This is a genomic window from Arthrobacter ramosus, assembly GCF_039535095.1.
In the GTDB taxonomy this organism is placed as follows: Bacteria; Actinomycetota; Actinomycetes; order Actinomycetales; family Micrococcaceae; genus Arthrobacter; species Arthrobacter ramosus.
In genome coordinates, this window is sequence record NZ_BAAAWN010000001.1 from 2737232 (window position 1) to 2756682 (window position 19451).

Annotated in this window: 15 protein-coding genes; 4 read left to right on the forward strand and 11 right to left on the reverse strand. The window is 62.5% G+C overall.

Annotated elements, in window-relative coordinates:
- The first annotated feature begins 213 nt into the window (after positions 1-213).
- Positions 214-540, forward strand: a complete 327-nt coding sequence (locus ABD742_RS12710) for an acyl-CoA dehydrogenase family protein (RefSeq protein WP_234750557.1) — start codon at positions 214-216, stop codon at positions 538-540.
- Between the two features lie 79 nt (positions 541-619).
- Here ABD742_RS12710 and ABD742_RS12715 read toward each other — a convergent pair whose 3' ends face one another.
- The 6 genes from ABD742_RS12715 to ABD742_RS12740 all read right to left on the reverse strand — a co-directional run bounded on the left by ABD742_RS12715 (position 620) and on the right by ABD742_RS12740 (position 8590).
- Positions 620-1768 (reverse strand): PucR family transcriptional regulator, encoded by a 1149-nt coding sequence (locus ABD742_RS12715; RefSeq protein ID WP_234750556.1) that lies wholly within the window; start codon positions 1766-1768, stop codon positions 620-622.
- A 490-nt stretch (positions 1769-2258) separates the two neighbouring features.
- Positions 2259-2537: a hypothetical protein gene (locus ABD742_RS12720; RefSeq protein ID WP_234750555.1), complete on the reverse strand. Its 279-nt coding sequence runs from the start codon at positions 2535-2537 to the stop codon at positions 2259-2261.
- A 198-nt stretch (positions 2538-2735) separates the two neighbouring features.
- Positions 2736-5090, reverse strand: coding sequence for a N,N-dimethylformamidase beta subunit family domain-containing protein (locus ABD742_RS12725; RefSeq protein ID WP_234750554.1), 2355 nt, complete (start codon positions 5088-5090; stop codon positions 2736-2738).
- A gap of 5 nt (positions 5091-5095) precedes the next feature.
- Positions 5096-5443, reverse strand: coding sequence for a N,N-dimethylformamidase alpha subunit family protein (locus ABD742_RS12730; protein ID WP_234750553.1), 348 nt, complete (start codon positions 5441-5443; stop codon positions 5096-5098).
- 440 nt (positions 5444-5883) lie between these two features.
- The gene (locus tag ABD742_RS12735; protein WP_234750552.1) at positions 5884-7290 is read right to left on the reverse strand and encodes an APC family permease; all 1407 of its coding nucleotides are present in this window, start codon (positions 7288-7290) and stop codon (positions 5884-5886) included.
- Between the two features lie 124 nt (positions 7291-7414).
- Positions 7415-8590, reverse strand: a complete 1176-nt coding sequence (locus ABD742_RS12740; RefSeq protein WP_234750551.1) for a LamG domain-containing protein — start codon at positions 8588-8590, stop codon at positions 7415-7417.
- A 357-nt stretch (positions 8591-8947) separates the two neighbouring features.
- Between ABD742_RS12740 and ABD742_RS12745 the strand changes: the two genes are divergently transcribed.
- Positions 8948-9934, forward strand: a complete 987-nt coding sequence (locus ABD742_RS12745) for a response regulator transcription factor (protein WP_234750550.1) — start codon at positions 8948-8950, stop codon at positions 9932-9934.
- A gap of 923 nt (positions 9935-10857) precedes the next feature.
- Here the strand turns inward: ABD742_RS12745 and ABD742_RS12750 are convergent.
- The 4 genes from ABD742_RS12750 to ABD742_RS12765 all read right to left on the reverse strand — a co-directional run bounded on the left by ABD742_RS12750 (position 10858) and on the right by ABD742_RS12765 (position 14980).
- Complete coding sequence (locus ABD742_RS12750) at positions 10858-11811, reverse strand: carbohydrate kinase family protein (protein WP_234750548.1); 954 nt, start codon at positions 11809-11811, stop codon at positions 10858-10860.
- Positions 11812-11929: 118 nt separating this feature from the next.
- Positions 11930-12724: an ATP-binding cassette domain-containing protein gene (locus ABD742_RS12755; protein WP_234750547.1), complete on the reverse strand. Its 795-nt coding sequence runs from the start codon at positions 12722-12724 to the stop codon at positions 11930-11932.
- Complete coding sequence (locus ABD742_RS12760; protein WP_234750546.1) at positions 12721-13767, reverse strand: ABC transporter permease; 1047 nt, start codon at positions 13765-13767, stop codon at positions 12721-12723. Before ABD742_RS12760 ends, ABD742_RS12755 begins: the two co-directional genes overlap by 4 nt.
- Positions 13768-13864: 97 nt before the next feature.
- Positions 13865-14980, reverse strand: coding sequence for a substrate-binding domain-containing protein (locus tag ABD742_RS12765; protein ID WP_234750545.1), 1116 nt, complete (start codon positions 14978-14980; stop codon positions 13865-13867).
- 166 nt (positions 14981-15146) lie between these two features.
- On the opposite strand from ABD742_RS12765, the gene ABD742_RS12770 reads away from it, so the two are divergent.
- Entirely contained in the window at positions 15147-16145 is a 999-nt protein-coding gene (locus ABD742_RS12770) for a LacI family DNA-binding transcriptional regulator (protein WP_234750544.1), read from the forward strand.
- Positions 16146-16193: 48 nt separating this feature from the next.
- Positions 16194-16487 carry a putative quinol monooxygenase gene (locus ABD742_RS12775; RefSeq protein WP_234750543.1) on the forward strand — a complete coding sequence of 98 codons (294 nt, stop codon included), beginning with the start codon at positions 16194-16196 and terminating at the stop codon, positions 16485-16487.
- 308 nt (positions 16488-16795) lie between these two features.
- Here ABD742_RS12775 and ABD742_RS12780 read toward each other — a convergent pair whose 3' ends face one another.
- Positions 16796-19420 (reverse strand): GH32 C-terminal domain-containing protein, encoded by a 2625-nt coding sequence (locus ABD742_RS12780; RefSeq protein ID WP_308193836.1) that lies wholly within the window; start codon positions 19418-19420, stop codon positions 16796-16798.
- Positions 19421-19451 lie beyond the last annotated feature (31 nt).

The window sequence follows — 19451 nt, forward strand, 5'->3', positions numbered from 1 at the left end:
TTGTATCCATCTGAGTGGTAGAAAACGCATCTGGGCCGGAAGCCCTCCTGGCGAAGCCAAAGGAATGCCCCGTCTTTTGTGACGGCGTCGATGGTGCCCTCGATGCAGTCCTTGTTACGCGCAATGAGTACCACGGTGTCCCCAGGAGTCAGTTCGCGCCAATTGGCGACCATGGTGCGCCTGAACCCGTAGCGGGCGGACTTGTCTCCGCGGTTGTCAGGATACTGCTGGTTTCAGAGGCCGCTCCGGGCCGCAGCAGACATCGACACGGCAGCCAAGGGAACCGAATACCTCAACTTCGAAACCCGAGCACGGGTGAGGATGGATGTAGGAACCGTCGCAACCCGCTCCCGAGAGGCCATGGACCTCCTCCTGAACGTCCAGGGCGCCGGTTCCTTCGCAGAAGCCAGTCCGCTGCAGCAAAAGTGGCGTGACCTCGAGACCGGCTCCCGGCACGCGGTCGTCAACCCATCCATCGCCAGTGAAGCTTACGGACGGGCGCTGCTCGGGGTGAAGGAACAAGTCACCCCCCTAATCTAGAGCCAGCAATCTCAACGTAGGAGGGGCAGGGCCAAAACGGCCCTGCCCTCCTTCCGTCTGCACCGACCTCTTACCTTCCCTAAGGCACCAGTACTTGCGAACCGAAGGTATCCGCCAGGACCAGAGCTGTCTGAAGTTCAAACCGGCGTTCAGCGACGTCGTACCCCAGCAATTCATTCGGGCGCTTCACCCGGTATGCCACCGTATTGCGGGAGACGAAAAGACGCTGGGCGGCAGCATGCGAGGAACTTTCCTCCTGCAAGTAGCACAGCAAAGTGGAACGAAGGTCGGCGGCGTTGTTGTTGTCCCGGGCAAGTGGCCCCAGCTCCCGCACCACCAGGTCCCTGGTCAAATCCAAGTCAGCCGATAAGAGGCTGGCAATCGCAATGTCAGAGTAGTAGGCATCCCATCCTGAGGTGTTGCGGCGAAGCCTCGACGTTCGCTCAGCGGCCTGGGCTTCCTTGTGGGACCGCTGGAATCCGGCAATGTCTGCCCCGGGTGTTCCAACTGCCATGCGAACATCGGGTTTGGCTGGCCGGTAATCACCGGCGTTCGGCCGCGCGGGAAAACTGCTACGGCTGCCCCATGCCCACACCCTGCCGCCACCAACCGGCATGACCAGTGTTTTTGTAGCGCCCATTCGGGCGAGGGCATCCAAAGCGCTGGCTTCCAGTTCTGGGGTGTCGGCGCTGTTGCGCACCGGGTCAAACCAAAGCGTCAGGGCCACGTGCTGTCGCGAGAGGTCATAGCCCAGTTCCCGGCTCGCCTTAACCCGATCCGTGCGACTGCCGTCCAGCACCTGACGGATGATTTCAGCCCTTGCGGCGGCTGCGCTGACGGTCCACCGTTCCCGCTCGGCCAGATATGTTGCGGCCATCTCGCCGGAAAAATCGTCAATATAGCGGAACAAGCTCTCCGAAATAATCTGCATCTGGTCGACGCGCTCTGCTTCGGGGACCAGTTCCCGGCAAGAATCGAGAAAGGCCTTGGTCATCTGGGCGTGACCCAGACGGACACCCCGCAAGACCTTATCCAAGGAGATCCCGCGGCGAACAAAATCAACGTCACCACGCAGCGCTTCCTCCGTGATGGCAGGGAGTCCCTCGCCCTTGCTGCTAATCCAGATCAACGAGCGGATAACTGAGGACTCCGGGCCCATCCGCAGCGACTCGAACTGCTCTGGACCGCCACCAAAGTCGGGGATCTCGGCAATAATCCTCTCAGTCATCGCGTACCCGACCTGGCAGGCCCACTCGACCGGACCCTTGCCCAGCCGCTCAACAGCGTCTGCTACCGTCGTCGGCCGACTTGCAGGCTCCGGATCGCCACGCCGGGAATTGGGTGAAGTCTTTGAAGCCACGGATCAGAATCGGTGGCATCAGCGTCATTGCCGGGCACGTCCCACATCCTCTACACAACGAATAAGAACCCACCCCACGACCTGCTTCATCACACATCGGGGAGATCGGGTAACAAGGCAGAAGCTTAGCGTTACTGACCATAACAGGCGCCCTTGTGCAGACGGGCGACCGGCGTCGGATCCAGGTGCCTTGCAGCGGCTGGGCCCTTCTCCAAGTCCGACTTGACGTGTCTTCTAACCTCTCCGGCTCAAAACCCTAGGGATGCGAGACGTCTCGTCGACCAGGCGACCGCCGCGACGGCAATGCTCTAATTTTCGCGGAATGATGTGGATTTGTGACTGTTGTTGAGAATGGCGGTTAATTCGCAGGCGGGAAGGCGGCTTCGGTGCCCCTACCTGGGAAAGTTCCGGTGCTGCTGCAAAGATCCCGTTCCATCGTTACTCCATAAGGGACGTCGCCACTTAGGTTCACTGTGCATAGCCCGCGTTCGTGCCGTGTCACGAGAATGCCCTGCCACCCCTCCCTCATCGAGTGGACGCGGGCCGTCTCGACAGCTGTGTTGATGCCATCTTCGATTTCCGCCCGGGAGAGCCCGGTGATGTGGAAGTAGCGGTCAAGCTCGATCGTGGTGATCATGAGAGGTCCTGATTTGCCCTTCGTAAGTCGTCTTTGATTTGGACGCTGAAGATTTGGTCGTGGTGGCGAGGGACGGGCCCTGTGAGACAGGAGGGCGGGCCATCTTGAAGATGGGCCGCCCTCTGCACTAATACTCGGCAGGTGCTTTCTCGAAGTGGCCGGACTGGTTGCGCGTCGATCCGGCTTTTGGATCGAGAATCAGCTCCCAGCTGACTCGAATGAGCTTTCGCTGAGGACTTCCTGGAGCGGTTCGGTCCGGCGGAAGCGCCTGAGGACGTTGCCGGTTATCTTAGCGACGTTGTTGTCGTAGTCGTTGTGGGACAGTGCCGCGGTGTAGGCGATGGAGCCGACGGAGAAGAAGCCGCCTCCGCCGTCCAGTGCGCAGTATACGATGTCGGAACGGACGCCGGGTTGCTCTGTGGCTCCGATCCCGGGAATGGATTCGTAGACTTCTTCTGCGGCCAGAAGGTACGCGTCGGAAAAGGGCCCGGAGGTGGCGAGTACGAGGGCGCCCGGAGGTGAACCGAGTCCGGGCTGGTAGCAGTCGACCTCGGCGCCTGCGGCTCCGCCGCCCATTATGCCGAACTCGCCTATGCGTTCGTCTTCGCCGATTCCCTGGAAGATGAACCCGGCGGCCGGTGAGTGGCTGTCCTCAAGTCGTTCATAGTAGGTGCAGCGGTCAAAGCCCTGGGCGGCGAATCCCACTCCGGCGAGTTTCTGGGGTGGCATGCCCTTGTTCCTCCAGATCCCGGCAAGTTCGCCGGAGGTGGCATGGCGCTTGTCTCCATACGGGGATTGGTGAGGGCGGGTGCCGCCGTCGGAGCGTCGGAGTTCCATCAAATGTGGTTGTTCGGGGTCGAAGGAGACGGTGGCGTAGAAACCGTTACCGCCCAGGTACATGAGCCTGCCCCCGGTGGATGTGAACTCCTCCAGCGCGCTGAGCTCGTTGCGCGTCACATACTCGGGATGGCTACCGGTGATGACCACCTGGTAGTCGCGGAGCAGGTCGTAGCCTTCGCGGTCGAGGTCCTCATCGGTGATGGCATCGAAGTCGCAGTCCTCGACTTCGAGCCAGTGCACGATGCACAAGTCCGCCGGAAGCCCCCAGACACCTTCTGCCTGGAACCATGCACGGTGTTTGGGCTGCAAGGTCAGGATGGGTTTGCGGACGCTGCCGAAGACGACGCCGGACCCGTCGTTGTGGATCTCATAGCAGGAGCGTCCGAATTCGGGATGGTCCTGGAGCGTGAGGTCTTCGCGGTCGAGAATGGGGGTGCGGGCAACGATGATTTCGGCGCCGTCTGCTTCGAAGGCAATCCGGTCGTTGGCGTAGGCCAGGTACGTGGCAGTGGAGAAGAGCACGGCCACGTCGTTTTTCTTTTGGCCTGCCCCGACGAAGAAGGGAAGGTACTGCTCTGCTCCGTCCGCGGTGAGTTTGGCCGCATACACTCCGCTGGGCAGGTCCGAAGGAACGCCCAGGGTGAATGCGGCCGGCCAGCCGGCGTCGGTGATGTCGTCATCGTGGAAGTGGATCGCATCGTATTCATCGGGAACCAGCCGGAAGTCGTCGACGAGACCTGTGAACGAATGGCCTGCGACGGCGCGGGTAGGTGCGTTGTGGCACCTGCCGTGGAGCTGGTTTGTGGATTGGTCGAGTACGTCCCACAGGAGCAGTCCGTCCTCGCGGCGGCTGCGCCCGAAGTGCCAGTCAGCGACCGTGTCGGTCGTGCCCGGGGTGGAGCGTTGAATCGAGACACCGCCGACCTTGCCGTTGAAGCCGTTGGCCGCGAGCCATCGTTCCCCGTCCAGCCGTGCGCCGGCACCAATGCGGAAGGGAGCGGCCGCGACTGCGGGCGTGGATGGTCGGGCGGCCACGACTTTTTCTTCGGGCTCCAGGGGCAGCGCCTGGTCTGTGTACCGGTTCATGATGTTGGAAAGGGGAGCTTGGATGAGGCGGATGCGGCCGGCCGTCGTATCGACTTCGACGTGGAGCGTGTACCAGTGGTGGCCCTCCAACGGGCTGTCCAGTGATACGGACCTTACGGCCCCTTGTTCGCTCCAGATGAAGGTGGGTCGCCCGGCATCCAGGACGAGCGCGTACCCGCTAGAGGATTCCTCTGCCCAGTTTCCTAGGATGACTTGCCGGTCGCTTGCGCCTCCGAACGAGTTCCGGGTGACGTGGTAGGCGCCGAAGTTCCCGGAGCGGGAGCTCAGGGGCAGGGTGGGGTATACCTTGGCCTGGATGAGCAGTCCGTCCGGGCTGGTCAGCAGCGAGGATGGGTCGGGTATCTCGACGTAGGATCCTGGCTGGCAAGCGTATGTCGTCCCCTTTTTTTCACCATCGATTTCTGAGGGAACCGGTGTTTCGAGGAATCCCGGTCCGGCTTCGCCGGTGAATCCGTGGCGTAGCCGGACCAGCGAGGCCTGGTAGGTGGAGGGTCCTTCGCAGCTGACGTGGAAAGAGAGGCTCTCTCCGGGGCGCGCGGCGAAGCGGTCGGTGTAGCCGAAGATTTTGGGTTGGGGCCGGGTTTCCGGTTTGGGTGCTGCGGTCATTTTGTTTAGCTCTCCAAAAAATTCTTGTGGCGCAGCGAGAACACTCGGCGCAGCGCGTCTTCGTAACTGTGGAATGTTCCCGGCAGGAGGAGGAGATTTCCTGGTGCCCCGAGGGTGATCCTGCCGATGCCCCATGGTCCGTTGGGGCCAAGGTTCAGGATGATCTCCTTGCCGTTGGCGGAGGCATTCCCGAGTGCCCGCACGACGCGGGCTGTCTTGTCGTCGTGGGGGCCCAGTGGGCTGCGGTCGTAGGCGGCTGTTACGTCATCTGTAAAGTCGCGGCGTATCCGGGATGAGAAACGTTCTTCGAAAATGCTCATGAGCTCGGATGAGCGGTCCGCGCTGGTACGCATCACTTCGCCCCGGTTCGGCCACGGTGGGAGTAGCCAGGCTGTGGGCTGGTCCGCGGATTCATGTAAGGGTCTCGCTTTCGTTTTGATGTGGTGCCGGTGGTGCAACGGGCTGGCTGGCAGGGAGACAGCCCGCTTGCGTTGACCGTGTCCAGGCGTTTGTTGGCTATAAGTTCCACGGTATGACCGGGCCGGCTGTGGAGGTATCGGTAGTTGTGCGTACCGGCCGGGTCGCTCATGGAACTGGTTTAGGTGGTGGCCCGGCCGTGGCAGTTTCACGGATATTGATGTATCCGGAGACCCTCCCGCTGACCCAGCCGCGGATCGGCCGCTCTGAACCGGTCTCCGCGGGCCGTCCCCGATCACAGGCTCTGGCTTAAGAGTCAGAACCGGTGATCCTTATGCCAGGGCGGCGTCGGCTGCGGGGATGGTCTCGCGGGGATTTAGAGGCCGTCTTCCGTTTCAAGCGTGCGGCCGGACCGTTTGAGCATCAACGCGACGATGGTGCCGATGGCCAACCATGAGATTCCGATGATTTTCGCCAGTATGTTGGTGCTGTAGAGGGCGTATCCGAGCACGGCAATGCCGAGCACGGGAGAGATCCAGTGGATGAAGTACTTCCTGCTGGACTGACGTACGCCGAAGTGGTTGATCACGCTGATGTGCAGCAGGATGTAGGCCGTGAGGGCGCCGAAGGTGACCATGGTGACGATGACGTCGATCTGTCCCACGCCCAGCACTCCGATGATAGCGGTGAGGATTGTCACTACGATCATGGCCGCGGTCGGGACCTGGTGCTTTTTACTCACGACGGCCAGACGGCGGGGCAGCTGGCCGTCGCGGGCCATTGCGAAGATCATCTTCGACGTCGTGGCATGGGAAACCAGGACGTTGGCGAACAATGCGATCATGGCTGTGATCAGGGTGAAGACGATCTTGAACCAGGGGGCCACTACGGTTTCGCTGATGTAGTAGAAGGCGTTGTTCACCGCGTCACCGTCGGCGAATGGCGCGTTGTTGGGGACAAACAGGGCCGCGAAATAGACCTGTGCAACGAACAAGGCGATGACAAGCCAAAGGACGATCATGGTCGCTTTCGACACGGCTTTTCCGCCGCCCTTGGCTTCCTCGTTGAGCGTCGAAATGGCGTCGAAGCCGATATAGCTCAGGGCAGCGACCGGAATGGCGGTGAAAACGAGGTCCCAGGAGAAGAATTCAGGTTGGTAGAACGGGGCAAAGCTGAACTGGGCCCGCCCCTGGGCGATCGCGACCAAGGCCCCGCCGACGAACACGATGAACGCGGCGCCCTGAATGATCAAGAAGATCATGTTCATCCGGGCCGTGACAACGATGCCGCGGAGATTGATAAAGGCCACCACCGCGATGAAACCTATGACCCAGATCCAGCCAGGAACATCGGGCATGATCGCGGCCATAGCGGACGCTGCGAGAATCAACAGCAGCGCCGGCAGGAGCAGGTAGTCCAGGAGGATGGCCCACCCCGAGAGGAAACCCACGAACTTCGTGGTGCCCAGGCGGACATAGGAGTACACGGACCCGGCAACGGGGTACTCCTTGGCCATTTCCTTGTAGCTGACGGCGCTGAAGAACATGGCAATTCCGGCAACCAGGTAAACCAGCGCGGCCATGCCGTGGGAGAAATTGAAGATGGTACCGAACACGGCCACCGGGGCCAGCGGGACCATGAAGATGAGGCCGTAAACGACGACATCGGTCAAGGTCATGGTGCGGTTGAGCTCTTGCTTGTAGCCGAGCGCCTCTAGTTTTTGCTCTTCGACGTCGTTGACTCCGGCGTCCTTGGGCGACGTAGCAATACTTTCGTTTTTCATGGGCTATCTGTGCCTCTCAGGAGAATCCTAGGCATGGCCCGTGGATTCCGTAAGTGAATCTAGGTGAATTGAATGAGCGGTCGGTGGGTGCTCAATGTTTGCGTCTTCGCCTCGTGGGCGGAACTCAATCGGTTGCGGTTCGTGCCCGCTGGCCTCTGGCCTCTGGCCTCTGCAACGACGGTTGCCTCGGCGGCGAAACGACAAACGGGACATATTCCGCGGTATTCGCGGTGCTTATCCGCACGGCATAGAACCCGCTTTCCAGCGATTCCGGGATTGCGAGGGTGATCTGCGACTGCCATTTCTTCGCATCAGGCTGCCTGTCCAGCAGGCGGATGGCGCCGTACCTTTCCGGCGCGGTCCTGAAGTTTTCGATCGCGTTGCCAAGATGTCCCTGGACCGCCCTCAGAGGCGCATTCACGCAGCGGGCGTCAAAAGAACCGGTGATGTCCGGCACTTCATCGGGGTGGGTGCCGTCGTCGGAAAGCCCCTGGGAGAAATCCCATGCCGCAAGTAGGGCAGGAGCGTCCAGACGCCGGGCGTGCAGCCCCGGCAGATCCGAGGCTTTGGTTGCGTTCGCGATGGCGTAGGGGGATTCAAGCGTTCCCCTGAAGGACTCCTCGGCAGCCGTCCAGTGTGAAGTGAGCTTGGCGCTGGCGCCGATCATGATCGGCGCGGGCGGCAGCTGACCGAGTCTGCAATGACCCGTCATCGTCCGGGGTTTGCGGGCTTTCGAGGCCGCTAACCGGCGGGACCCCACGCCCGTAGAGCATGGTTTCTGAGCCAGGGCCCCGATACCTGATGCGAGGTCGTAGGACGCGGCCACTTCGTACCACATGCCCGGCTGGAGAGGCTCCGGGATGCTGAGCTCCATCCTCGCATCGCCGTCGCCGGCCAAAAGCGTCAGCTTTCCCTGCTGGAGGAATATTCCGAATCCCGCGCCCATGCTTGTGTCCCACGCGGTAAGAACCGCTTGCTGTGCGGCCGTCGGCGCGTCGGAGCGTATGAAAGCCCCGAAGGTAACGCCAGCAGCTCCGCTGAAGACATCTTCACTGCCCGGCACTTCCAAGTAGGGGCGGCGGCAAATCCCATGCCGGCGGCGTTCATATCGTGTATTGATACTGCTGCGCACCGCAGTTCCTCCCAGATCCGGATTCGCTTCTTCACGCCGGCCGCCTTTGAGACGCAGCAGCTGCGTCTCAAAACTGGATGCACCCCGGCAAGTGATGGTGAAGCAGATGCCCTCTGAAGGGCTGACAGTGAACCGGTCCGCCTGCCCGTGAAGCTCAGGAGCGGCCATCTCTAAGTTCCTTCGTTCCTGCCTCGCTAGCGCACGAGGCGGGCCGGATCCGCTGATCGAGTGGGCAAGTGTGCCCGCACGTGATGATGGCTTCACGGGGTTTTGGCTCAATACTTTCACTTTGTGCTCTTTCACGACCGATACGAGGCTACGGCTTTGTGAAATCAAGCCTATGAATGCGGCCCCGCCGGCAGTATCGGTATTTGTACGTACTGCCAAGCAACCCGGCGGCCGAAGGCCTGGAAATCCCGCAAGCCGGTCAAGTACTGGAAACCCGGCATGACCGCCACGGAAACGGGCGCCGTATAATTAAGCCGCATACCCGGAGGACACGTTCCTCCTGTCTTGGAGGCCTTGATGGTCAGTGGAAAGTCCCGGATTCTGCTCAAGGCGGCTTTCGCCGCCGGTGCTGCGCAATATCACCTTGACGGTGCTGACCAGATCCTGCACATCCTGGCCGACGGAACCAGACATGACGCCGCCGCGTTGCTCTTCTGGAACCCAGCCCAGGCCCGGCATGATGTCTTGGCAAACGATGGCTACCAGGCGGAAACCCTGGCCGCCTTGGGCGACCCTTACGCTGCAACCAAGGCACATCGGAAGCTATTGAAACTGCATCGACCGCTGCGCATTGACGACTTGAAGTACGACTATCGGGAAACCCGGCTATATCAGACCGCACTGGCACCGGCAGGCTTTTCTGATGGGATGAGCACGTGCCTTATTTCCGACGATGGCCAATACGCCGGAATGCTCCACCTCTCGGCCGCTCATTTCCATAACTTCGACGATGACGCCCGTGACCTCATCGGCGCTCTCTCACCGATCGTCGCTGAACTGTGCAGACGTCAAACGGCGGGCTACCCCACTCTCCGGGTACGGGAAGACTGCAAAGCCGCCCTCTTCGACGGACAGGACGCTCCCCGCCCCGTCATCTCCCGGGACATGAGCAGCGTGGTTTTTCAGCCGCATTTCCGCGAATTCGTCGCCCGCTTTCTCGCAGGCGACGCAGCTTCCGTCTCAGGGCTCTGGGCCTCCGACGACGGCACGGTCGCCCTGGAAATCACCCGCACGGCCGCGGCATGGTCAGGACACCGCGACGTTGCCCTGATCGTTGAAACACCGATGGAACTTCCGTACAGACTGACCACGAGGGAAGCCGAAGTCATCGATCGGATAACGGTGGGGCGCTCAAATCAGCAGATTGCCTCCGAACTCGGCATTTCAATCCGCACCGTCACAACACACGTGGAGAACATCCTCGTCAAAATGGCACAGGAATCCCGATCGGGTGTGGCCGCGGTGGCCATCGGTGCGGGCCTGCGTCGGCTCGACCTAAGGTAGCGATCGTCGTTGCGCGGAGGGGACAACGAGGTCGGGCCGTGAATCTGGGCTGGGACAGCAACTCCTTCAGCGAAGGTTCCTGGCTGGAAGGTCCAGGTCAGGAACAGCGCCTCATTGACGGGGACCGCGTGGACCCCCAGGTCCTACCGACCCGTTACGGTGAAGGCCGCCTTACCCGGGAAGCGAACTGGAACCGATCAACGTCGCTCTTGCCTTCGAGGTGCATGCAAAGGACCGACAAAGCATCTACGCTCCCTTCGCAGGTTCGGTCACCTTCGACACCCAAACTGCCGTCCTGACGCTGACCGGCACCCACGACACCGTCATTCTGGAGGGTCTATCGGGGGTCCCCCACCCTCCCGGAAGGTCTACCGTCAACGTCGGGGATTCTCTCGGACAAATCGGCGCCGAGGGAATCACGGTCTGGCACACCCGCAGCGCGCTGGAGAACACCCGACCGCATCCGCCCCGTTTCGTCCGCGCTTCCGAGTAGTTCAATGGATTGCTCGAGCCAGTAGACCGCAGGGGTCTGACGCCGTTGTTCTGGACTCATATCAAACCCTACGGACGATTCACCCTCGACATGAACACCCACCTGGACCAGGGTCCAATGTCTCCGGAGCCGCGTGACCGTGCAGTGGGGCCCCGTCTGGACCGGACGGCTGCTTGTAGCGGAACGGATGATTTTTCGCGTCCTATTGGCCGGCGGCCACAAGCGCTCCCTGCGCCTGCTGACCATCATCCGAACCAGCGGCCCCGGTCGCCTCAATATTGGAACATCGAGCCGGTGGACTGCGTACGCCTCGTCGTCCCGTGGAGCGGCCTCAGATCGGGGTCTTGGAGCCTTCCAGCAGGACGAGTTGCTCTGCGCCTCTTCCTAAGTTCGCCCAGCGGGAGTGGTTTGGCGGAGACGGCTACCCGGACTAGATGGTGGCATAGGGCCGTTGAGGCTCGGCCAGCCGTGTAAGAAGCTCATTGGAAGTCGGCGGGTTGGCTCCGGACCGGCTCACCGTGATTGCGGCGGCTATTGACGCTGTTTGTCCGATGTTTTGGAGTGCGGCCGGTCCGAACGCTTCGTTGCCCCGGGTCAGCACTCCGAAGATGAGTGCGGCCATGTAGGAGTCGCCCGCGCCGATGGTGTCGGCAACTTCGGTTTTCACGGACGGGATGCTGAACCGGGCGCCGGGTGTGGCGAGCAGGGCACCGTCGGCGCCCTTGGTGATGACGGCCAGGCGCGCGCCATGTTGCAGCAAGTGGGCGGCGACGTCGTCCGGGGACCATCCGGGGTAGAGCCAGTGTGCATCTTCGTCGCTGAGTTTGACGACGTCCGTGAGCGGAAGCAGGTCCTCGAAGATCGTCGTTGCCTCGGTGTGGCTGCCAAGGAGAGCAGGGCGGATATTGGGGTCGTAAGTGACCAGGCAGGACTGGTGGCATTGCTCGAGAAGAGTGCGGACGGTGCCGGCTCCCGGGGCCAGGAACGTAGCGATCGAGCCCGTGTGCAGAATTTTCGGGATCATGGCCGGCGCCACAGGTGCCAGCTGCCAGGCGATGTCGAACTCGTAGCTGGCTGAGCCGTCGGCAGCCAATGTCGCGGTGGCGGTTGCCGTCCGTTCAAGAGAAGCGGATCCGGGAAGAAGCTCGACGCCTGCGCTGTGGAGGTGGTTGGTGATGGCGGTGCCGTGTTCGTCGTCGCCGATTGCCGTGAGCAGCCCGGTCCGGACGCCGAGCCGGCCGAGGCCGTAGGCGACGTTGGCCGGGGACCCGCCCGGATAGCTGATGGATCCTTCGGGGCCGTTGACGATGTCGATGAGGGCTTCGCCGATGACGACAACGTCTATCAGCTCGTTGTTGGAGCCGTCCGGTTGGGGCTTGTGCATCGGGGTTCTTTCTTCGGGTTGACTGGTGGGAGCCCGGTATGGATCCGTCCGCGGACCTGTTGGCAGGTCCGCGGACGGAGAAGGGGCTCCGGTGGAGCTGGAGGTGCCGGTGGGCCTGTCAGGCCTTTGCGGCTCCTGTCATGATGGCGACGGCGTCGGTCATGCTGTGGGACTGCGGGGTGATGGTGGCCGCGCACTTGCCCAGGCGCTGGATGTGGATCCGGTCGGCCACATCGAACACGTGCGGCATGTTGTGGCTGATCAAGATGACCGGCAGGCCGCGGTCGCGCAGGTCGCGGACGAGCTGGAGGACCTGGTTCGATTCGCGCACGCCCAAGGCCGCGGTGGGCTCGTCAAGAACCACCACCTTGGACCCGAACGCCGCCGCGCGGGCAACGGCGACGGCCTGGCGCTGGCCGCCGGAAAGGTTTTCGACCGGCACTGTGACGTCTTGCAGGGTGGAGATGCCCAGACGGGTCAGCTCTTCCTTGGCCTTCCTGCGCATGCCTTTGGTGTCGAGCATCCGGAGCACGCTCCCCAGGGGGCCCGGGAGTCGTTCTTCACGGCCGAGGAACAGGTTCGAGGCGACATCGAGGGCCGGGGAGACGGCCAGGTTCTGGTAAACCGTTTCGATGCCGTGGACCCGCGCGTCCTGCGGTCGTTTGAAGTGCACCTGCTGCCCCGATACGTAGAGCTCTCCGGTGTCGGGGATTTCGGCGCCGGTGAGGCACTTGATGAGCGTGGACTTGCCGGCGCCGTTGTCGCCGATGACGGCCAGGACTTCGCCCGGGTACAGGTCCAGGCTCACGCCGTCGAGCCCGACGACGCGGCCGAAGGTCTTGACGAGGTTCCTGGCCTTGAGGATGGGTTCGCGGGTGGCGGTGTGGGAGGCTGCAAATTCTGTCATGGTCATGACTTGACCTTTCGGATCCACTGGTCGATAGACACGGCAACGATGATCAGAATGCCGACGGCGAGAGTCTGGTAGAGGACGTCCAGGCCTGCGAGTGAGAGGCCGTTGCGGAAGATGCCGACGATCAATGCGCCAAGCAGGGAACCCCAGATAGAGCCGCGGCCTCCGAAGAGGCTGGTTCCGCCGATCACGACGGCGGTGATGGAGTCCAGGTTCAGGTCGACCCCGGCGTTCGGGCTGGCGGCGTTTGTCCGGCCGATCTGGATCCAGGCACCGACTGCCAGCACCGCCCCGGCGGCAAGGTAGACGCTCATCAGCACGCGGCTCACAGGAATGCCGGCCAACCGCGCGGCTTCCTTGTCATCGCCCACGGCGTAGACGTGCCGTCCCCAGGCGGTCTTGCCCAGGATGAAAGCGACCACGACGTAGAGCAGGATCATCATGACGACGCCGGTGGAGATGCGTACGGGTCCGATCGGGAACGTGCTTCCCAGCCAGGTGAGCACCGGCGGCATCGCGGATCCGCGGACGGTGCTGCCGCCGGAGTAGAGCAGCGTCAAGGCGACGAAAATGTTCAGCGTTCCGAGGGTGACGATGAACGGAGGGAGCCGGAATCTGGTCACCAGAAAGCCGTTGAGCGCCCCGGCAGCCAGACCGACGGCGAGACCTGCAATGAGGGCGAGCGGCCCGGGGATGCCGTTACTGACTGCGAGCTGGGCGATCACCATCGAGGACAGGATCATGACCGCCCCGACCGAGAGGTCGATGCCGGCGGTCAGGATAATCAGGGTCTGGGCGATCGCCAGGGTGCCCACCACCGCGACCTGCTGCGTGATGAGAGACAGGTTCTCCACCCGCAGGAAGCGCTCATTGAGGATCCCGAAGACCACCACCGCGATCAGCAGGACAATGGCGGGGCTGAGGGCCGGGTAGCGGTGGAGAATGTTGCGGATTCTGCTGAGAGGGGTCTGGCGGTCGAGGAATTCCTCGGCCAGGTCAGCATGTCCGGCGCTCGGCGGGCCGGCGGTCTGTTGCTGGGTCACTTGAATAGCTCCTGAACTTCAATGTTCTATAACTTTTGTCGTGCTGGGTATGCTGCGGGGAGACGCTTTTAGCGCGCCCCCCCGCAGAGTGGAGGCGTTACTTGCCCCAGCAGATCTGAGAAGCAGCCGTCGTGTCGATGCTCTGCAGTCCGGAAACTGCCTTGTCCGTGACGAGTGCGGAGCCGGTGTTGAAGAAGTCCAGGCCCGCTGAGACCGTGGGCTTCTTGCCTGAGGTGGCCAGGTCCTGGATGGCCTGGACGCCCAGCTGGGCCATCTTCACCGGGTACTGCTGGGCAGTGGCGCCGATGATGCCGGACTTGACGTTGTTCACGCCGGTGCAGCCGCCGTCGATGGAGACGACCAGCACGCCCTTGTCCTTGCCGGCGGCCTTCAGGGCCTCATAGGCGCCTGCCGCGGCAGGTTCGTTAATCGTGTAGACGACGTTGATGTTCGGGTTCTTCGACAGCAGGGTTTCCATCGCCGTGCGGCCGCCGTCTTCGGCGCCCTGGGACGCCTGGTTGCCGACGATCTCGTAGTCCCCGCCCTTGCCGCCGGTGTACTTGCCGGTCTTGGCCTCGTCACCGTTCTTCGTCTTGTCGGCGGTGTCGATGCCCAAACCGGTCAGGAATCCCTGGTCGCGGTTGTAGTCAACGGAGACAACCTTGTCGCTGAACAGGTCCACCAGCGCAATGGTGGCCTTCTTGCCGTCCAGCTGCGCCGCTGTCCACTGGCCGATCTGCTTGCCGGCCGCGAAATTGTCGGTGGCGAAGGTGATGTCCACGGCACTTGCCGGGTCCGGCGGGGTGTCGAGGGCGATCACGTACAGCCCCGCGTCGCGGGCCTTCTTGATCGCGTCGACGACGGCGGGCCCGTTCGGGGTGATCAGGATGCCCTTGTCGCCCTTGGAGATGGCGTTCTCGATGGCCTGGATCTGGGTGTCCTCGTCGCCGTCGGACTTGCCTGCAGCGAGCTTCAGGTCAATATTGCCGCCTTCGGCTGCTTTCTTCGCGCCGTCCTCCATCGCTACGAAGTACGGGTTGGAGGTGGTCTTCACGATCAGCGAAACGCCGATCTTTCCGGCGGCGCCTCCGCTGGAGGAAGAGCTGGAGGAACTGCCTCCGCAGGCGGTCAAGCTAAGTGCGCCGAGGGTCAGGACTGCGCCGGCGGCAAGAAGGCGGGTCGCGGCCGGCCTCGGGGCTTTGGAACTCAACATTGAAACTCCTGTGTTTGTGGCGCCTTTCCGGCGCCAGACAACGATGTCATGTATCATGTAACCAAGCTCACACTGGGGAGTCAAGTGTTAATCGAACATGAGGAGCAGTACGTTGACAACGGTGTCTAATCGTTACCAATCCGTTTCCGGTCGGAGGCCTCCGACGATGAAAAACGTCGCGGATCTCGCGGGAGTAGGGATCAAGACGGTCTCGCGAGTCGTGAACAACGAATCCGGCGTTTCGGAGGAAACACGCCAGCGGGTCCTCAGGGCCACGGAACAGCTCCAGTATCACCTCGATATGACCGCGGGCAGCTTGAAACGGTCCGGTCGCAAGACCCAGTCCATCGGGTTGTTGCTTCCCAGTGTGTCCAACCCCTTCAGCGGAGAGATTCACCGGGCGCTGGAAGACGCATTGACCGAGCGCGGGATTGCGGTTTTCGCCTCGAGCCTGGACGACGACCCGCAACGGGAGAAGAAGCTGATTTCCGCTTTCCTGGGCCGCCGGGTCGACGGACTTGTCCTGACCCCGATAGCCCGGAGCCAGGCATACGTCATCCCGGAGCACTCACGGTCCCTGCCCATGGTGTTCATCGACCGCGAGCCGGTGGGCATCGAAGCCGACGCGGTGGTCACGGACAATGAGGTGGGCGCCTCAAAGGCGGCCGCGCACCTCATCCGCCACGGCCACACCAGACTCGCCTACCTCGGCGACCGGACAGACATCCAGACGGCAACGAAACGCCGCACGGGGTTCCTGGAGGAAATCGGCAGGGCAGGAATTGCGACCTCGACCATCCCGGTGCGCAACGGACTCCACGACGAGGAGACCGCCCTCCGGGCGGCGATCGAGTTGCTCACCTCGGAGAACCCTCCCACCGCGATCTTCTCCAGCCAGAACCTGATCACCTTCGGTGCCATGCGCGCGCTGAGATCCCTCGGGTTGCACCACAGCGTTGCCCTGATCGGATTTGACGACTTCACCCTGGCCGACATGATGGAACCCGGGACCACCGTGATCGCCCAGCATCCCGAGCGCATCGGCAAACTCGCCGCCGAACGGATCCTCGCCAGAATCGACGGAGACGACGGCGCCCCGAAAACCTACATCGTCCCGTCAGAATTGATCCCCAGGGGATCCGGCGAGATCCCGCCACTGAACTAACAACCAACTCTGCAAGGCATCCGAACCCACCAAGCAAAAGGACCGGACATGACCAAAACACTGTACGCGGAATTCACCGTCAGGGAAGGCAGCGAAGCGAGGGTGGCCGAAATGATGGCCGAGCTCACCGGCCACGTCCGCCGGGAACCCGGGAACGTCATGTTCCTGCCCTACACCCGCGAAACCAACCCGCGGGAATACTTCGTGTTCGAGGTCTACCGCGATGAAGCGGCATTCGAAGAACACATCGGGGCTGAATACGGCCGGAAATTCAACGCCGAACTCGCCGGGCACATCGAAGGCGACGGCTCCGTCCTGTGCTGGCTCCGCCCACTGGACTAGGTCCCGGCCAAGGCCGGAGGCCACGCACGGGCCGAAACGAACAGTGCCTGGCTCCTAGCGGTCGTTGCACCACCCGGATTTCCTCGGGGCGGCAACGGCCGTTGAGCATTTAACATCGAGACCAATTGGAATCAGGAAGTCCACGTAGCCGGATATGCGTTCTTCGCCGCGCCGGACGGCGGATCAGCGCTTTGCCGGTTGCGGGCCTCCAGGCTGTCGGCGATGAGCGAGCCCGGGATGGGTGCTGCGCCCGCAGCAGGTACGTTGCGGGCGCAGCGGTCTGGTAGATGTGTTGCCGGGATTCGCTGTTATTGCTGGGGGCCAACTGATGGCAAGGCTGACTTCATCTGCTTGACGTCCAGGGAGGTGAGGGTAGCGTTTCCTCCGTTGGCGAAAGCTTCGATTCCTTGGCTGGACGGGTCCGGGAAGATCTGGTCTGTCAGGACGATTTTCCCGTCGTCCGCGAAGACTTCGACCGAGGACCAGTCGACCAGGATATGAAGTTTGACCGATCCTCCAGTTGTGGTTAGCGGCGCGGTCTGGACTCCCGGGAAGCTGGAGCTGAATCCTACGGCGCCGGACTTGGTCCGGTCGATGTAGACCTTTCCGGACCTATTGTCATAACCGATGAGAGTTTCCTGGCCGGACCCGGTGCGGACCTTCAGTCCATAGGAGCTGGCAGTACCGGCAGCGAAGGACGCGGTGATGTCGACCGCTTTCCCTGTGGCCGGCAGGACGGTGCTTCCGGCGGGCACGGACATTTTCTCCTCGTGGACGGACGGCCCTGTGGTGAGTTCGTTGAGCTGATTGACTGGTGTCTGCGCCAGGCGGGGTGCACCGTCGACGGTTTGGAGGGACAGCTCCCGGGGGACGGTCATTGCGCTGCGCCACGGTGAAGTGGGAATGGATCCTCCATAGTCCCAGTTGTTCATCCAGCCGATCATGATCCGTTTGCCGCCGGGGGCGTCGTTGAAAGTGACTCCGGCGTAGTTGTCCTTGCCGTAATCGACCCAGTGTGCGCGCTGGATTGCCGGTTGTGCAGCGGTGTCTGAGAGAGTGAACTGGTCGGCGAGGATATGCCCCCAGCCCCCTGTGTTGTTGTCGCTGATTTCGATGTGCCCGGTTTTTCCTTGAAGGTCGCTGAGGTCCCAGCTGTTCCAGTCCAGGCTTTCGCTGTCCTGTCCAGTGGAGCTTCGCACGACTTTTCCGTCCACCACGAGGTTGACGGAGGTCTGCGTGTCCCAGGGCTTGGCTGCTGCCCCGGCGAAGACGATGTCGCCCACCATGAGGTGGCCCCATCCGCCGGTGGACCCGTCGTTCTGGTCCACGACCTGGATCTGTGCCTGCTGGCCCTGGTACTTGCTCACGTCCCAGTTCGTCCACGTCAGGTCGGGGCTGTTTGGGCCGGTGGTGGTCGCGACGACCTGTCCGCCGATGATCAGGTTGACCGCGGTCGGGTTCGCCTGGCCCGCGGGGTGGTTCCCGCCGGCGACCTGGAGATCGATGTACGGGCTGTTGACCGTGAACGTCGGCGAGGTGATGGTGCCCGTGCCGGGATCTCCAGCGGGCGCATAGGTGTCCAGCACCTTCGGGCCGAGCTGGTTAGGAAGGCTCTCTGTCGACGGGCCGGAGTTGACGAAGGATCCGGTGGCGGTCCACCCGGGACCGTAGGTGGTCCCTGAGAAGTCGTTGAAGACCTGACCGGTCGGCAGGGTGCCGAACGGTACCGTGTTGGGTACGTAGGGGTGGTTGCCGCCGCCGACGAGGAAGTTCAGGTGGGGCTTGCTGATCGTGAATGTCTGCGAGCTCAGCGTCCCGGTCGACCCGTCGCCGCCGTTGAAGCTGTTGACCAGGTAGTTGCCCGGGAATCCGGAGACGGCCTGCTGGTTGGGCAGCGTGCCGGCGGCGGGCGCGGTGCCGAACGCGGTGCCGGTGGCTGTCCAGCTCCCGAAGCTGCCGGTCTCGAAGCTGTCCAGAGGGGTTCCCGCCGGGGCGACGTAGGGTTTGTCATCGGAGGTGAACGTCGTACCGTCGAAACTTCCCGTGAAATACTGCACGCCCGAACCCCCCGCGATCCCGCCGGGGTTGAGGTTGACCGTCAGTACCCACTTCTGTTTCCCGGGATTGGCCGGGTCCGGCAAGGGGAACAGATCCGGGCACTCCCAGACGCCGCCGGTGGCACCAGCAGGTCCGAAATCACTCAGATGCTTCCACGTTTTCAGGTCAGGAGAACTGTAGAAAGTCACCTTGTGCTGGTCAGACAGCACGGCTGACATCAGCCACTCATGCCCGGCCTCGTACCAGAACACCTTCGGGTCCCTGAAATTGTTCGAGCCGATATCCAGGACAGGGTTCCCGGCGTACTTGGTGAAGGTCCGGCCTTTGTCCGTGCTGTAGGCGAGAGCCTGGGACTGCTTGCCTGTGGCTTTATCGGCCGCCGTGTAGATGGCCACCATGGCAGGGTTGCCCGGCTGTCCGAAGCCTGTGGTGTTGTTCTTGTCGATGACCGCGCTGCCGGAGAAGATCATGTCTTTCCCATCCTGCGGAATGGCCAGCGGTAGCTGGGTCCAGTGCACCAGGTCGGTGCTGACGGCGTGGCCCCAAGACATGTTGCCCCAGGTATCCCCGGAAGGGTTGTACTGGAAGAACATGTGGTACTCGCCCTGGTAGTAGAGCAGACCGTTCGGATCGTTCATCCAGTTCGTTGCCGGGCTGAAGTGGAACTGAGGCCGGTATGTCTCGGAATAGAGCGGGGAAGCTACGGCCGCTCCCGAGGCAGTTGCTGTCGCCCCGGAGTTGTCCGCAGCGAAAGCCGGTGCGGACAGCGGAAGCGTGCTCCCCGAGGCCATCACGGCGGCGAGGACCAGGGCGTTGAGACGCTTTTTCGAGTTTGGTCCGGGTGTCAGCCCGGGACCGGAATGTGTGCGGCGCACGTATTCACCTTTCGTGTCGACAGTGACAGGC

Excerpts from the sequence above, each read along its gene's own strand:
- ABD742_RS12715 (WP_234750556.1), bottom strand. The coding sequence starts at position 1,768 with ATGACTGAGAGGATTATTGCCGAGATCCCCGACTTTGGTGGCGGTCCA.
- ABD742_RS12720 (WP_234750555.1), bottom strand. The coding sequence starts at position 2,537 with ATGATCACCACGATCGAGCTTGACCGCTACTTCCACATCACCGGGCTC.
- ABD742_RS12725 (WP_234750554.1), bottom strand. The coding sequence starts at position 5,090 with ATGACCGCAGCACCCAAACCGGAAACCCGGCCCCAACCCAAAATCTTC.
- ABD742_RS12730 (WP_234750553.1), bottom strand. The coding sequence starts at position 5,443 with ATGCGTACCAGCGCGGACCGCTCATCCGAGCTCATGAGCATTTTCGAA.
- ABD742_RS12735 (WP_234750552.1), bottom strand. The coding sequence starts at position 7,290 with ATGAAAAACGAAAGTATTGCTACGTCGCCCAAGGACGCCGGAGTCAAC.
- ABD742_RS12740 (WP_234750551.1), bottom strand. The coding sequence starts at position 8,590 with ATGGCCGCTCCTGAGCTTCACGGGCAGGCGGACCGGTTCACTGTCAGC.
- ABD742_RS12745 (WP_234750550.1), top strand. The coding sequence starts at position 8,948 with ATGGTCAGTGGAAAGTCCCGGATTCTGCTCAAGGCGGCTTTCGCCGCC.
- ABD742_RS12750 (WP_234750548.1), bottom strand. The coding sequence starts at position 11,811 with ATGCACAAGCCCCAACCGGACGGCTCCAACAACGAGCTGATAGACGTT.
- ABD742_RS12755 (WP_234750547.1), bottom strand. The coding sequence starts at position 12,724 with ATGACCATGACAGAATTTGCAGCCTCCCACACCGCCACCCGCGAACCC.
- ABD742_RS12765 (WP_234750545.1), bottom strand. The coding sequence starts at position 14,980 with ATGTTGAGTTCCAAAGCCCCGAGGCCGGCCGCGACCCGCCTTCTTGCC.
- ABD742_RS12770 (WP_234750544.1), top strand. The coding sequence starts at position 15,147 with ATGAAAAACGTCGCGGATCTCGCGGGAGTAGGGATCAAGACGGTCTCG.
- ABD742_RS12775 (WP_234750543.1), top strand. The coding sequence starts at position 16,194 with ATGACCAAAACACTGTACGCGGAATTCACCGTCAGGGAAGGCAGCGAA.